Below are 13,810 nucleotides of genomic sequence, written 5' to 3'. Positions count from 1 at the left end.
GCCGTTTCAGCCGGTTGTGCGCATTACGTTCGTTGAGACACGCGGGTCTCTCTTGTTGCCGGAGGTTCGGGCCTTCTCACCGTGTCTCACCCATTACTGACTACTATATACACAGGTACTCCTACAGAGGACTTTCGCCCCATCAGTTCATGCCCATGTCGGGCGTACAACAATGGCCTCCAGCTCGACTGCTCGCTTCGCTCACGGCGGCTGAGGATGGCATTGGGCAAAAAAGGAAGAGAGCATATGCCGGAGATAAGCCGATTCCTCGGAATCATCATACGAATGCATATTCGTGAACATGCCCCCGCGCATTTTCATGCTGAATATGGAGAGTATGAGATTACCGTAGATATTGAAACAGGCGTTGTAACTGGAAGATTTCCAAGGAGAGCTTTGAGTGCAGTACTTGATTGGTACGTTTTACACCAAGATGAACTCATGGCAAATTGGCAGGCAGCCATGAATAGAAAACCACTATCGAAAATTGAGCCGTTGGAGTAAATTTCATGTTTATCCATGTAAAAGATGCTAAGTATATAAATGGCTATAAAATATGGCTATCATTTAATGATGGCGCGCAAGGAGAAATCGATCTTTCATCTGAGTTGTATGGAGAAATATTCGAGCCGTTAAAAGATATTCAATTTTTTAAATCGTTCAAAATCGAGGGGCATACATTGTCATGGACAAATGGAGCAGATTTTGCACCAGAGTTTTTGCGAGAACATATTGTGCCTAACAAGGCGCTGCACTCGAACGGCAATTCCGCTGCCCCCATTGCCGTTGGTGAGCTTGGATGTTAAGCGCACATAAAAATTTTTGTGCGTGATGAATCTCTAAGGAATTTTGTAAGAAAACAAAGCAATTAAAAATATTTTAATCGTGTCAACAGCTTGTTGCGTTTAGTTTATTGCTAATGCCGCTAATAAAAGAGGATAGGTAAGAAATATGAGCCAGACAGATAAATCAATACACGAATTTGACTTTAAATTGATCTGTGAGTATTTTTCGAGCATAGAACGACAAGGGCCCGGGAGTCCCGATGTAACCGCAAAAGCTTTGAGTTTTATTGATAACCTTACAAGTGAATCAAAAATAGCCGATATAGGATGCGGAACAGGTGGTCAGACAATGGTGCTGGCGGAACACACGTCAGGGCATATCACTGGCATTGATTTGTTTGCCGACTTTATTGACATTTTCAACGACAGTGCCCGAAAGAAAAATCTCCAGAATAGAGTGGCAGGCATTGTTGGTACAATGGACGATCTTTCCTTTGAAAATGAAGCGCTAGATCTGATCTGGTCAGAGGGGGCTATCTATAATATCGGCTTTGAGCGTGGCATAAACGAATGGCGTAAGTTCCTCAAGACTGGAGGTTTTATTGCCGTTTCGGAGGCATCCTGGTTCACCGAAACGAGGCCGGATGAGATTGATAGATTTTGGAAAGATGCTTATCCGGAAATTGATACTATTGCAAACAAGATAGGCCAAATGCAAAAAGCTGGATACATACCGATGGCTGCTTTTGTTTTGCCAGAGAACTGCTGGACTGAAAATTTTTATGTTCCTCAAGTGCCTGCACAAGAACTATTTTTGAAAAAATATGCGGGGAATAAAGCAGCTGAAGATCTTGTAAGATACCAAAGACATGAAGCTGAATTATATAATAAATATAAGGAATATTATGGGTATGTGTTTTACATAGGAAAGAAAATTTAAGCATATAAATATTCGATGTATATTACAGCAGCTAACGTCCCCGCCGCAAGCGGCGGGGAATATGACCTGAGAGATTCAATACAAAAAGCAGGCGTTACTGATTGAGGCATAGTCAGGTGGTTTTTTGATATCCATTGTGCGCATTATCGGGCGGGTGTACGGCTGGCGGCGGCCAGATGCAGGATTTCATCGGCGGGGATCTGTTCGGCCAGGATCAGGGAGCGCTGCGCCTGTAAGGCCGTAACCTGTGTTCCATCGAGCCAGTAAAAGGCACCGGTTTCCTGGGCGGCAAGTTTACCGGAGATGTCTGTCCGGGCGTCCTGAAGCATGGGTTTGAGCTTGCGGATGGCGTTTTCTTCTTTGATCTTGCCGATAAACCAGGTGCCGATCTGATCACGTCCTTTGTAATCCAGATCACCCGGGCTTTGCGTGGACAATAGCAGCGACAGCCCGGCCGAGCGGGCCTTGCGCAGCAGGCTTTCCAGCGGTTCTTTGGTGGGCGGTTTGGATTGCGCGGGCAGGTATAGATCGGCCTCATCAAGCAGTACGGCGGCTTGCAAACGTGAGGCAGGGTGATGACTGGCATAGCGCCCCAGCTCCAGTAAGAACTGTGCGACCCAAAACAGCAGATTGTCGTTATTGCCCAAAAAGGCGGTGCTGATAATGGACAGGCGGGTGCGTCCAGGGCGTTGATATTGACCGCGTCCCAGCAGGCTTTCAATACACAGCGGTTCAGCCTCGGCCATAAACAGGCTGTTGTTGGTAAAACTCAGGGTCTGCAGGTCTTGTACCAGTTTGCTGAGGTGTTTGGATTCCAGCTTGCCCAGGGCCTGAATCAGGCTGGGGTCCTGGCGGTCGATAAATTCCATCAGGCATTGCAGATTCAAGCGGCGCTGCGGTTCAAGTTCTGCCAAAACGGCAATGGCCTGGCCTAACATGGCTGTCCGGTGACGATCCTGATTGCTTTGCCGATAGCCTAGCAGCCCACTCAAGGCGGCGGCGGACAGTTGTGCCAGTTGCTGACGTTCGCCACTGGATAATTCGCCCAAGCCTGCCGGTGCGATGGGAATGCTCAGCCCGCGCCCTTGAGAGCCTAAGGTTCCGGGAGTATAAACGGCCACCTCTATACGCTGGGAGAGCTGCTCTCGCTGTGCCAGCCGCTCAGGGGCAAGCGCCGCTTGCCAGCGTTGTTCCTTGGCGTAACTGCAAAGATCGCCTTTGCGGTCAATGAAAATGACGGGAATATCCTGCAACAGCAGCTGCTCAATCAGATTCAGCGCCAGCGTGGTCTTGCCGCTGCCTGAGCCGCCAAGAAAGGCGGCATGGCGTACCAAGGACTCCAGCGGCAGCTGCAACGCCTTGGGCTGATATTCAGCAGACATGCCCAGATACAGTGTGCCGGGTACAGATGTTGCTGGCGGGGATGCGGTGTTGTGGGTCGTGGGTGGGGGTTGTGGGGAGGGCGTTGGTGCAACGGCAGGCGCCGGGGGTGCCGTGTGCTCAGACGGCGGGGGTGCTACGCTCAGGCTGGCCAAATCCAGCATCGCCTGCAAGGAGGGTAAATGGCTGAGCGGTTTTTCGGTTTGCAGCCAGGTAGCAAAGCAGTCGTGTTGTGCATATTGCTGGCGAAAGGATTGCAGGGCCACCATTTCCCGCCAGTCGGAGTTTTCCACAACAACCCGCCGCCCACCTTGGGCGATAAATTGTCCCAGGCGTTTGGCAATCTGCGTTTTGGGATTGCTGGGAAACTCGCTGGAACGCACCGCAACGGCAATGCGTGGGCCAGCGTGTTCCAGCGCCATGCCCAGTTGCTGCGCTGTGCCTACCGTTTGCTTTTGCGTTGCCTGTGCATACAGTTCATCAATCTGTTTTTGCAGCGCGCCGCCGCTTGCAGGCTTTTGACATAACTGGATGCACAGCGCCTGCACGATCTGCCCATTCGCCGCGCAGATATCCACGCGCAGACGCTCGCCGTGTGGCTTGACCTTAAACAGGTATCCGCCGGGCAATTCCTCAGCACACTGTTCAATCGCCACGCGCAATAAGGCCAGCAGGGCCTCATCCTCATGGGGGATTTCATGGGCCTGGGCGCGGTGATCGTTCCATTTCTGATCGCAGGGCAACAGCGTGGTTGGCGTCGGTGTATTCGGCGTCGGGGAGTCTTGAAGCAAGTTGCGGCAATGCTCCAAGACATCTCGGGTTCTCAGACCCGCCAACTGCTGGGGTAGCGCATGACTAAAGGGAAACAAAGGCTGCTGCGGGTCGCTTGCTATATTCTGTCTGTCCCAGAAATCCTCCAGGCGCCGAGCAATCAGTAAGGCAATTTCGTCTGCCGAACGCTCTGCATTCAGCTTGACCGGCGCAGGGTCCCGTTCAATCCGGTCGATGTGGGTGCGTATCAGGTTATTCTGCAATAAGGTGTAAAAATCCGTCAGGCATGAAAGCACTACCACCACGTTGGGGATCTCGGCCAAGCTGACGGCGCGGCTCATTGCGTCACGAAACCGTCTGTCTGCATCCTGCATTTTCTGAATATCTTCTAGCTGATCCAGACAGATCACCAGGGCACCGGCATTAAGCGCCCGAATCAGCTGCCCGAGGGCATAGAGCATACGCGGCGGGTCTTCCTGGGCGTCTTTGGACGGCAGACCACCGAGCAGGTTTTGATCATAGGTCGCCAAAGTCTCACAGCGCAGCAATTTAAAGACCCGGGCATTGATCGCCGGATCGCGCAGTTGCAACAGCAAGAAGGCGCGAAGCAGATCAAGGTCAATATGCTGCAGGTTCGAGTGTTTCAGCAAATGATCCGCAATGCGATAAACCAGCTCAATGCGACCCTTTATAGGCTTCTGATCATCACGCAAGATTTCCCGAACTTTGGGCGGGATCTGGCGGTGCTCTATGAGGCTGTCTGACAGGCGCATCAGTGCGGTGCCGGTACCCCAGGGTGTGTAATAGGGTTTATCCAGTGAATCAATGGTATAGCGCAGCACATAGCGGGCATAATTATCAGACTCGGTGGTCATCTGCATGTAGGCAAAATAGCCCAGATTTTGCTGATGCGTCTGGTTGCGAAAGGCGCGCATTAAATGCGTTTTGCCGGCACCCGAGTCACCTAGCAATAATAAAATCCGGCCGGAATCGGCACCATTCGGGCTGCTGGCGCGATGCAAGAGCTGGGTATAGACATCCCGCGCCTGCTGATGAATCAAGTCGATATCAAAGGGATCAGGCAACCAAACCTGATGATGGTGGGTGACTCCGTGAAATAGATCGCTAGCCTGGGCAGATTGCAGGGCCTGGATATGGGGATTGGGTGATGACATGGCGGACTCCTTGTCAGTCAGTCCAGATGGATAAAATGAAAGGCGGAATTAAGATAATGGGTTTCTGAGCGTGCCACATCTTCCTGATCCAGTATATGTGCCATATCGGCGCGACTGAGACGCAGCAGGCCCTGATTGTTGGCACGGGTGAGGTATTCCTTAAACTGTGCCTCGTCCAGACCAAACTGCGCCGCTTGCTGACACAACTGCGCCCAGACATGGGAGATAAAAATCTTGTCCCTGCCAAAGCGCCCGCTCTGAGTGTGCTGGGCTGTATTCATAACCACCCGGGCAAACTGCACCAGATCAATGGGCGCTGGGAGGCGATCTCTCAAGGGCGGGCTGGATACCGCTGCGAGTGCAGACGGCGGGCTTGCCGAAAGCTCTGCGGGGGGCGTCATGGCGCGGCGCACCACCGCCTTGCGCAATTCACTGGCATCAATACGTCGGGCACCGATGCACTTGGCCACCAGTTGATTGAGGGCGGGTTGCCAGTTCAAAGCTGGCGGATTGCCGGGTGCCAGCAGGTCGTTGAGCAACACCTTCATCAGCATCCCCTGAGAAAAAGCCGGTGTGTTCAGCGCCTTAAGCTGGGATTGCAGGCGCATGGCGGTGTCGGGATGACTGAGATGCTGCCACAACAAGGCATCGCGGGCCTGCGTCAAGGTCGGAAAAGGGCGGGTTGACAGCTGGTAGTGCTTGACCAAAATCAAGGCACGCAGCCCATCGACACTGCGCAAACGCTTGCGCTCGGCCTCATTGCGCGGAAATTCAAGCCCCAGCGCCAGGGCCTGCAATTCACCCTGACTGAAGTGATTCCAGCGTGGCCGGTCTGCCTGCGCTGACCGCCCGAGTTTGTGTTGTGACTGCGCCACAGCGGCCTCGCTGAGAAGGTAACGGGCGCGCCCAGGGCTTATGAGCTCACCGCTGGCCTGCAGGGTCTTGAGATGATCATCCAGGGTTTGCGGCCAAGGGAGTGTGGCGGGCAGCCAGTCTTTGAGATCTTTTTTTAGGTTTGCATAGGTCAAACCCTGTTCTGGCGGGGCACACAACAGGCGCAAGCGGATAAGATCGGTAACATCAAGCCGTGGGGCGGTGGGGGTTTCCATAAAGCATCCTCGCATAAGTATTTGATAAAAAATCTTTATCTATCAATGGGTCTGCCGGGCGCATGTACCAAGGCATGACGAATTGTAGCCAGAATTTCCTCCAAATGGCTAACCACATCCTCTGCCAGGTAGCGGACCACCGTATAGCCGTGCTGTTGCAACAAGAGGTCCTTGCGCCGATCGCGTCGATAACATACAGCGTCCTGAAAGTGATAATAGCCATCCAGCTCCAGAACGAGTCCTGGCGGATCAGCCAGAAAATCCACTTCCATCGTCTCCTGACCAAACTGTATCGGCAGGCGGGCATTCAACACAAAGCGATCCTTAAATTCCGGGATGGATTGCAGCAGATTAAATAAAAAGCGTTCTGCCTGACTGCGCGCCCGATCGGCATCCAGCGGTGGTGTTGCTGCCAGCGTTTGATGCAAGGCCGTGGCCTGATGCCACACCCCCTCGGCAACGTGATAATGGCGCAAGATGTTGGTGACAGAGGGCGGCGGTGTGTCTGGCCGCGCTGCGTCCAGCGGGGCCAGCGGTAGATAACCTTCCCGAATCAGAGCTTTATGGCGTGATTCAGGGATACTCTGCATATACTGGGTATAGCTTGTAGCGGAGAGAGTAACGGCCAATGGCAAGGCCGGAACTGCTTCAGCCAGACGGGCGGCGCCTTCCAGCCATCGGCTCAATACCGCCGGGTCTGCTGGCAGGTCAGTCCATAACAGGCCCGGTAGCTGTGTTTGGGGGATCAGCGTTGCCAGCGATGCCATGAGGTGTTGCTCGGGACTGCCATACGGCTGAAATTTATGCACCCAGCCCAGGGCCTGCAATAGTGTCGGCGGGGTGTGAGCCATGGCTGATTCCAAAAGACCGCGTAATAATGCCGCCAAGACTGGATCATCAAGATTGATCCAGTGCTCATACCATAATTTGCGCTGATAGATCGATTGCGCACCCAGCTGCGCCTGTAACGCAGGGAGGTTTTGCTGACTGAGCTGCGCCACATAACGCCAGGCGGCCTGTGTGGGGGCGTGGCTGGCAAAAACGGTTTCCAGCCAATGCGAGGTACTGCTGCGGGGATGATGTAGCGACCAGTAAACCGCTGGCAGGGCGCGCTGTTGATGCCAGTCGGCCCATATGGCATTGGCGGCGGTCACTTCCCCTACCAACACCGATACACGGGGTGTTTGTCGCTGACGCTGCTGTTGCTGCGCCTCAAGGTGCGCCAGTATTGCCATCACATCTCACCATGTTTGGGTGAGCACAAACACAAAAAGCCGACCCCCATGAAGGCGGGTCGGCTTTGTGCATAGTTCTGACTGCGATGTCGCCACCAGCGCGGCCACATCGCAGCGGGGCAAACTCCGCGCCAGTATGCGCATCAGCACGGCTGGCGTAGAGGTGCCTGGGCGATTACATCATGCCCATGCCGCCCATGTCGCCCATGCCGCCGCCTGGCATGGCAGGCTCGCTCTTCTTGGGCAGTTCGGCGACCATGGCTTCAGTGGTGATCAGCAGACCGGCAACCGAGGCGGCGTTTTGCAGCGCGGTGCGGGCGACCTTGGTCGGGTCCAGAATACCCATGGCGATCATGTCACCAAATTCACCGGTGGCGGCGTTGTAGCCGTAGTTACCGCTGTTTTCCACCACTTTGTTGAGGATCACGGAAGGCTCTTCACCGCAGTTGGCGACGATTTGACGCAGCGGCTCTTCCATGGCGCGACGGGCAATGTCGATCCCCAGGTTTTGCTCGTGGTTGGCCCCTTTAAGATCTTTGATAGCCTGCAGGGCGCGCACCAGTGCAACCCCACCGCCAGGCACCACGCCTTCTTCAACGGCAGCGCGAGTGGCGTGCAGCGCATCTTCAACGCGGGCTTTCTTCTCTTTCATTTCCACTTCGGTGGCTGCACCGACCTTGATCACGGCCACACCGCCAGCGAGTTTGGCAACGCGCTCCTGCAGTTTTTCGCGGTCATAATCGGAGGTGGTTTCTTCGATCTGGGCGCGAATCTGCTCAACCCGGCCTTTGATTTCTTCGTGACTACCGGCGCCATCAATGATGGTGGTATTGTCTTTGGTGACCACGATGCGCTTGGCGCGGCCCAGATCTTCGAGGCTGGCTTTTTCCAGCGACAGACCGATTTCTTCAGAGATCACCTGACCCCCGGTGAGGATGGCGATGTCTTGCAGCATGGCTTTGCGACGATCACCAAAGCCGGGGGCTTTGACGGCAACCACTTTGACGATGCCACGGATGGTGTTAACCACCAGGGTTGCCAGTGCTTCGCCTTCCACATCTTCGGCGATGATCAGCAGCGGCTTGCCGGATTTGGCAACCCCTTCCAGCACCGGCAGCAATTCGCGGATGTTGGAGATTTTCTTGTCAAACAGCAGCACGAAGCAGTCATCCAGCTCGGCGCTCATGCTCTGCTGGTTGTTGACAAAATAAGGGGAAAGGTAGCCGCGATCAAACTGCATACCTTCAACGACATCCAGCTCGTTTTCCAGCGAGGAGCCTTCTTCAACGGTGATCACGCCTTCTTTGCCAACCTTTTCCATGGCCTGGGCAATGATCTGGCCAATGGATTCATCGGAGTTGGCCGAAATGGTGCCGACCTGGGCGATGGCCTTGTTATCGGTGCAGGGCTTGGAGAGGTTTTTCAGCTCAGCCACTGCAGCGATCACGGCCTTGTCAATCCCGCGCTTGAGATCCATCGGGTTCATACCAGCCGTTACGGCCTTCATGCCTTCACGCACAATGGCTTGTGCCAGTACGGTTGCAGTCGTGGTACCGTCACCGGCGACATCGGAGGTCTGCGAGGAAACCTCTTTGACCATCTGCGCGCCCATGTTTTCAAACTTGTCTTCCAGTTCGATTTCCTTGGCAACGCTGACGCCGTCTTTGGTCACGGTCGGGGCGCCGAAGGATTTTTCCAGCACCACGTTGCGGCCCTTAGGACCCAAAGTTACCTTAACGGCATTGGCGAGAATGTTGACCCCCTTAATCATACGGGCACGGGCGTCATCTCCAAAACGAACTTCTTTTGCACTCATTGAGTAATCCTCTTGATTTTATAGGGTAAGCGTGGCGTAAGGCGCTGATCAGCCTTCAATCACGGCCATGATGTCTTCTTCGCGCATGACGAGCAGCTCTTCGCCATCGACCTTGATTTCCGTGCCGGAGTATTTACCAAACAGCACTTTGTCGCCTACCTTCACATCCAATGGACGTACATCGCCATTTTCCTGAAGCTTACCTTTGCCGACTGCCAGCACCTGGCCTTTGATGGGCTTTTCTTTGGCGGTATCGGGGATCACGATGCCACCGGGGGTGGTGCGCTCTTCTTCCATGCGCTTGATGATCACACGATCATGCAAAGGACGGATATTCATAGATGTGAACTCCTCAAGTTGTACAGATTGGGTTGATGGTCAGGAGATTGAGGCTTTTTGAAATTGTTAGCACTCGCCTCAAGTGAGTGCTAATGATAATGGCAAAAATCAGGAAGTCAAGCCCCTGCCTGGGATCATGGCTCGTGCAGTGGTACGCGGTGTGGCGGCTTGCCACCCTTGCAGCACGCGCTTGATGTAAAAATCGCCGGGTAAAATCCGGCGATTCCTTGCAAGGCTTGAGCGGAGTTGCGGCGGGTCGGAGGGTGGCGTTTCCGGCAGGGGTGGGGCGTTAATCGCGGAAGTTATTAAATTGCAGCGGCAGACCGACATCTGCTTGTTTTAATAAGGCAATGACCGCTTGCAGGTCGTCGCGTTTTTTGCCGGTGACACGCAGCTTTTCACCTTGTACGGCAGCCTGCACCTTGATCTTGCTGTCTTTGATCAGACGGGTCAGCTTGCGGGCCTGATCCTGATCGATGCCCTGGCGCACGGTAATGGCAAGGCGCGCCTTGCCTGTGCCTTCTTCAATTTTGCCCGGCTCCAGACAGGCTATATCAATCCCACGCTTGCTGATGCGCTGGTGCAGGATATCCAGAATCTGGTTGATCTGAAACTCAGAATCCCCCGACACCACCAGCTCCGCCTCATTTTGCTCCACGCGGGCGCTGGAGCCTTTGAAATCATAGCGGGTGTCGATTTCGCGGTTGGTCTGATCCACCGCATTGTGCAACTCGTGCATATCTACTTCAGAAACCACATCAAATGACGGCATGAATCACGAATCCTCTCACATGGCTTAAACCGCCAAAGCCTAGCATATTTCAATACGCCCCGCTGTATCGACAGCGGACTTCCGAAAAAGCAAGGTGCTCATGCGCCAGAAATTTCCGCAGATCTTGAATATAAAACAATGATTTGACCAACATTGAGCTGCTGTACTGGAAGCGACGCAGCCACCACGGCAGCGCATGCGACAAAGCGCAGGGCAAATCTGGAACGGCTGGGTGTTGAGGGTGGGGTGCGGCTTGATGTTTTCTGGCTAACCCGTACAATGCCTGCATTTGAGCAGATGATCCCATGTCCGCATCTTCAACCGCTGTTTTAGAAACCTTCCCCAATCCGGCACCCGAGCGCGATTACACCATTGAAATGCGCATCCCCGAGTTTACCTGCCTGTGTCCCAAGACGGGCCAGCCCGATTTTGCCACGCTGGAGCTTTCCTATATTCCCGATGCGCTGTGTGTAGAGCTTAAATCGCTCAAGCTGTATGTTTGGTCATTCCGCGATCAGGGGGCTTTTCATGAGGCCATCACCAACCGCATCCTCGAAGACCTTGTTACCCTGTTGCAACCTCGCTTTATGCGCCTAAGCGCCATCTTTAATGTGCGCGGTGGCATCTACACCACGGTCACGGTCGAACACCGCCAATAAACAAATAAATCGGCGTAAATTGGCAGTTTGTTTGCGTGAGGAGGGTTATCAGGCTTGGGCAGCACTGGCATCGCCTGCTGTGCAGGCGGCGCCAGGCTGTGGCGTGCGGTAAGCGTTTTAAGGCAGGAGATGCTTCACGGCATCGCGCTCTTCGGCCAGCTCTTGTTCTGTGGCCTGCATCCGGGCGCGGGAAAATTCATTGATGTCCAGACCCTGGATGATTTTCCAGTCACTGCCCTGACAGGTGCATGGGAAAGAATAGATCAATCCTTCTTGCACGCCATAGGCGCCGTCGCTGTACACCGCCATAGAAACCCAGGATGAACCGGTACCTGCGGCCCAGTCGCGCATGTGGTCAATGGCGGCAGAGGCGGCGGAGGCGGCCGATGAGGCACCGCGTGCCTTGATGATGGCGGCACCGCGCTGCTGCACTTCCGGGATGTAGGTGCCTTCATACCAGGCTTGATCAACCAGCTCAAGCGCCGGACGTGAACCAACCTGGGTATGATGCAAATCAGGATACTGGGTTGAGGAATGGTTGCCCCAAATCACCATCTGGCTGACATCATTGACCGTGGCTCCGGTTTTTTCGGCTAATTGGGCAATGGCGCGGTTATGATCCAGGCGGGTCATCGCGGTGAATTGGCGTGGATTAATGTCTGGGGCATTGCGCTGGGCAATCAGGGCATTGGTATTGGCCGGATTACCCACCACCAAGACCTTGATATCGCGGCTAGCCACCGCATTGATGGCCTTACCCTGGGTGGAAAAAATCGCTGCATTGGCTTCCAGCAGGTCTTTGCGTTCCATACCAGGGCCGCGTGGGCGCGCACCCACCAACAAGGCGTATTGCGCATCCTTGAAGGCCACCATCGGGTCATCGGTCTGCACGATCCCAGCCAGCAGCGGGAATGCGCAATCATTGAGCTCCATCGCCACCCCTTTAAGGGCCTCCAGCGCCGGGGTGATTTCCAGAAGTTGCAAAATTACCGGCTGGTCTTTGCCCAGCATGTCGCCAGCGGCAATGCGAAATAACAAGGAATAGCTGATTTGTCCGGCGGCGCCGGTGACAGTAACGCGTACAGGTGTTTTCATCAAAAAGTATTTAACGCCATGCCCAATCAGGACATGCGCTCCTCCTTATTTAGTGGGGTGAATGGCGGGTTTGAATGCGCGATTTTAGCCCAAGCCGCCCATTGGGGGTAGGGGAGCGGCGTGTTTACACCATTTCCGCTGGCCACCGATCACCCGAGCAGCGGAAAATCTCACAGCCGCGCCGCGCTGGCGCAGAATTTGTGACATGGGGCGCTGGTGATTGGTAAGATACGCGGCCAGTGCTTTGGATATCCGGGGATTTTGGCGGGCAATCTGATGAGATGGCTCCCGACTTACGCATTGCTCTTTTTGTGGGTACATAGCAGCCACACATTTTGCAAATCCCGCCGTTTAGGCGCTACTTTTTCTTTTTTCAGGATTCATACGAAACGGTCTTATGCAACGCTTTTTTATTCAAACGCACGGTTGTCAGATGAATGAGTATGACTCTGGCAAGATTTGCGATGTGTTAATGACGGATGCGCAGATGCAGCCGACGGATGATCCCCTGCTGGCGGATGTGTTGTTGCTCAATACCTGCTCGGTACGCGAAAAAGCCCAGGAGAAGGTTTTTTCTCAATTAGGGCGTTGGCGTCAGCTCAAGCAGCGCCGACCGGAGGTGTTGATTGGCGTGGGCGGCTGTGTGGCCAGTCAGGAAGGTGAGGCGCTGCGGGCGCGGGCACCGTTTGTGGATGTGATTTTTGGCCCGCAGACCCTGCACCGTCTGCCGCAGATGTTGAGCGCGGCGCGCATCCAGGGCGCTACGCAGATGGATGTCTCTTTTCCCGAGATTGAAAAATTCGACCACTTGCCGCCGCCGCGTGCCGAGGGGCCGGTGGCCTTTGTGTCGGTGATGGAGGGATGCAGTAAATATTGCGCCTATTGCGTGGTGCCTTATACGCGTGGCGCGGAGGTCAGCCGTCCCTGTGAGGATATCTTGCGTGAAATCAGCGCCTTGGCCGCGCAAGGTGTGCGCGAGGTGACGCTGCTGGGGCAGAATGTCAATGCCTACGAGGGGTTAATGGATGATGGCGGGACGGGCGATCTGGCACTGTTGATGTATTTTGTGTCCCAGATTGCGGGCATTGAGCGCATTCGCTTTACCACCTCGCATCCGCTGGATTTTTCCCCCAGCCTGATTGAGGCTTTTGCTGAGATTCCGGCGCTGGCTAGTCATGTGCATTTGCCGGTGCAAAGCGGTTCGGATCGCATTCTGGCGGCGATGAAGCGCGGCCATACTGCCCTGGAATATAAATCGCTGGTGCGCAAATTGCGCCAGGCGCGTCCGGATATCTTGATTTCCTCTGACTTTATTGTAGGCTTTCCGGGAGAGACGGAGGAGGATTTTGCCGCGACCCTGCGTCTGATTGAGGATGTGGATTTTGATCAATCCTTCAGTTTTGTCTACAGTCGGCGCCCGGGAACACCGGCGGCAATGCTGGCCGATGCGGTTACGCTGGCGGAAAAAAAGACGCGCTTGATGCGTCTGCAAAGCCTGCTCAATGCGCGGGTGCAGGCACACAGTGAGGCCATGCTGGGGCAGGTGGTGCAGGTGCTGGTCGAAGGGCCTTCCAAAAAAGATCCGCAGTGGCTCACCGGGCGCTCCAGCCAAAACCGCGTGATTAACTTCCCCGCGGCGTCTGCGCGGATCGGGCAGACGGTGGCGGTGCGGATCACCGACGCCTTGACGAACACCCTGCGCGGTGAACTCGTTTAACCCCAAGATGATGTCAT

At 54.6% G+C, this 13,810-nt stretch carries 12 protein-coding genes; 5 read left to right on the top strand and 7 right to left on the bottom strand.

The annotated features are described in order from the left end of the window. Positions 1-216 precede the first annotated feature (216 nt). The 3 genes from THISIDRAFT_RS03580 (at position 217) to THISIDRAFT_RS03570 (ending at position 1,725) form a co-directional block, all read left to right on the top strand. Positions 217-504: a DUF4160 domain-containing protein gene (locus THISIDRAFT_RS03580; protein ID WP_336245395.1), complete on the top strand. Its 288-nt coding sequence runs from the start codon at positions 217-219 to the stop codon at positions 502-504. A 5-nt stretch (positions 505-509) separates the two neighbouring features. Beyond that, positions 510-806, top strand: coding sequence for a DUF2442 domain-containing protein (locus THISIDRAFT_RS03575; protein ID WP_006786405.1), 297 nt, complete (start codon positions 510-512; stop codon positions 804-806). 145 nt (positions 807-951) lie between these two features. Beyond that, positions 952-1,725 carry a class I SAM-dependent methyltransferase gene (locus tag THISIDRAFT_RS03570; protein WP_006786404.1) on the top strand — a complete coding sequence of 258 codons (774 nt, stop codon included), beginning with the start codon at positions 952-954 and terminating at the stop codon, positions 1,723-1,725. Between the two features lie 143 nt (positions 1,726-1,868). On the opposite strand, the gene THISIDRAFT_RS03565 is transcribed toward THISIDRAFT_RS03570, so the two are convergent. The 6 genes from THISIDRAFT_RS03565 to THISIDRAFT_RS03540 form a co-directional block, all read right to left on the bottom strand. Beyond that, positions 1,869-5,051: an ATP-binding protein gene (locus THISIDRAFT_RS03565; protein ID WP_006786403.1), complete on the bottom strand. Its 3,183-nt coding sequence runs from the start codon at positions 5,049-5,051 to the stop codon at positions 1,869-1,871. A 17-nt stretch (positions 5,052-5,068) separates the two neighbouring features. Then, positions 5,069-6,160 carry a hypothetical protein gene (locus THISIDRAFT_RS03560; protein ID WP_006786402.1) on the bottom strand — a complete coding sequence of 364 codons (1,092 nt, stop codon included), beginning with the start codon at positions 6,158-6,160 and terminating at the stop codon, positions 5,069-5,071. Between the two features lie 35 nt (positions 6,161-6,195). After that, positions 6,196-7,395 carry an endonuclease domain-containing protein gene (locus THISIDRAFT_RS03555; RefSeq protein WP_006786401.1) on the bottom strand — a complete coding sequence of 400 codons (1,200 nt, stop codon included), beginning with the start codon at positions 7,393-7,395 and terminating at the stop codon, positions 6,196-6,198. A gap of 175 nt (positions 7,396-7,570) precedes the next feature. Next, positions 7,571-9,211, bottom strand: coding sequence for a chaperonin GroEL (gene groL, locus THISIDRAFT_RS03550; RefSeq protein WP_006786400.1), 1,641 nt, complete (start codon positions 9,209-9,211; stop codon positions 7,571-7,573). 48 nt (positions 9,212-9,259) lie between these two features. Then, positions 9,260-9,550 (bottom strand): co-chaperone GroES, encoded by a 291-nt coding sequence (gene groES / locus THISIDRAFT_RS03545; RefSeq protein ID WP_006786399.1) that lies wholly within the window; start codon positions 9,548-9,550, stop codon positions 9,260-9,262. Positions 9,551-9,839: 289 nt separating this feature from the next. Continuing rightward, the gene (locus THISIDRAFT_RS03540) at positions 9,840-10,322 is read right to left on the bottom strand and encodes a YajQ family cyclic di-GMP-binding protein (RefSeq protein ID WP_006786398.1); all 483 of its coding nucleotides are present in this window, start codon (positions 10,320-10,322) and stop codon (positions 9,840-9,842) included. A gap of 305 nt (positions 10,323-10,627) precedes the next feature. Here THISIDRAFT_RS03540 and queF point away from each other — a divergent pair, with 305 nt between their 5' ends. Further along, positions 10,628-10,981 (top strand): preQ(1) synthase, encoded by a 354-nt coding sequence (gene queF, locus THISIDRAFT_RS03535; RefSeq protein WP_006786397.1) that lies wholly within the window; start codon positions 10,628-10,630, stop codon positions 10,979-10,981. 117 nt (positions 10,982-11,098) lie between these two features. Here queF and THISIDRAFT_RS03530 read toward each other — a convergent pair whose 3' ends face one another. Next, positions 11,099-12,076 carry a malate dehydrogenase gene (locus THISIDRAFT_RS03530; RefSeq protein WP_006786396.1) on the bottom strand — a complete coding sequence of 326 codons (978 nt, stop codon included), beginning with the start codon at positions 12,074-12,076 and terminating at the stop codon, positions 11,099-11,101. A 397-nt stretch (positions 12,077-12,473) separates the two neighbouring features. Between THISIDRAFT_RS03530 and miaB the strand changes: the two genes are divergently transcribed. Beyond that, positions 12,474-13,793, top strand: coding sequence for a tRNA (N6-isopentenyl adenosine(37)-C2)-methylthiotransferase MiaB (gene miaB / locus THISIDRAFT_RS03525; RefSeq protein ID WP_006786395.1), 1,320 nt, complete (start codon positions 12,474-12,476; stop codon positions 13,791-13,793). The last annotated feature ends 17 nt before the right edge of the window (positions 13,794-13,810 follow it).

This window comes from Thiorhodospira sibirica ATCC 700588 (assembly GCF_000227725.2).
In the GTDB taxonomy this organism is placed as follows: Bacteria; Pseudomonadota; Gammaproteobacteria; order Ectothiorhodospirales; family Ectothiorhodospiraceae; genus Thiorhodospira; species Thiorhodospira sibirica.
The sequence above is the reverse complement of the archived record's forward strand: the minus strand, read 5'-3'. Positions and strand labels throughout refer to the sequence as shown.

Excerpts from the sequence above, each read along its gene's own strand:
- THISIDRAFT_RS03580 (WP_336245395.1), top strand. The coding sequence starts at position 217 with ATGGCATTGGGCAAAAAAGGAAGAGAGCATATGCCGGAGATAAGCCGA.
- THISIDRAFT_RS03575 (WP_006786405.1), top strand. The coding sequence starts at position 510 with ATGTTTATCCATGTAAAAGATGCTAAGTATATAAATGGCTATAAAATA.
- THISIDRAFT_RS03570 (WP_006786404.1), top strand. The coding sequence starts at position 952 with ATGAGCCAGACAGATAAATCAATACACGAATTTGACTTTAAATTGATC.
- THISIDRAFT_RS03565 (WP_006786403.1), bottom strand. The coding sequence starts at position 5,051 with ATGTCATCACCCAATCCCCATATCCAGGCCCTGCAATCTGCCCAGGCT.
- THISIDRAFT_RS03560 (WP_006786402.1), bottom strand. The coding sequence starts at position 6,160 with ATGGAAACCCCCACCGCCCCACGGCTTGATGTTACCGATCTTATCCGC.
- THISIDRAFT_RS03555 (WP_006786401.1), bottom strand. The coding sequence starts at position 7,395 with ATGGCAATACTGGCGCACCTTGAGGCGCAGCAACAGCAGCGTCAGCGA.
- groL (WP_006786400.1), bottom strand. The coding sequence starts at position 9,211 with ATGAGTGCAAAAGAAGTTCGTTTTGGAGATGACGCCCGTGCCCGTATG.
- groES (WP_006786399.1), bottom strand. The coding sequence starts at position 9,550 with ATGAATATCCGTCCTTTGCATGATCGTGTGATCATCAAGCGCATGGAA.
- THISIDRAFT_RS03540 (WP_006786398.1), bottom strand. The coding sequence starts at position 10,322 with ATGCCGTCATTTGATGTGGTTTCTGAAGTAGATATGCACGAGTTGCAC.
- queF (WP_006786397.1), top strand. The coding sequence starts at position 10,628 with ATGTCCGCATCTTCAACCGCTGTTTTAGAAACCTTCCCCAATCCGGCA.
- THISIDRAFT_RS03530 (WP_006786396.1), bottom strand. The coding sequence starts at position 12,076 with ATGAAAACACCTGTACGCGTTACTGTCACCGGCGCCGCCGGACAAATC.
- miaB (WP_006786395.1), top strand. The coding sequence starts at position 12,474 with ATGCAACGCTTTTTTATTCAAACGCACGGTTGTCAGATGAATGAGTAT.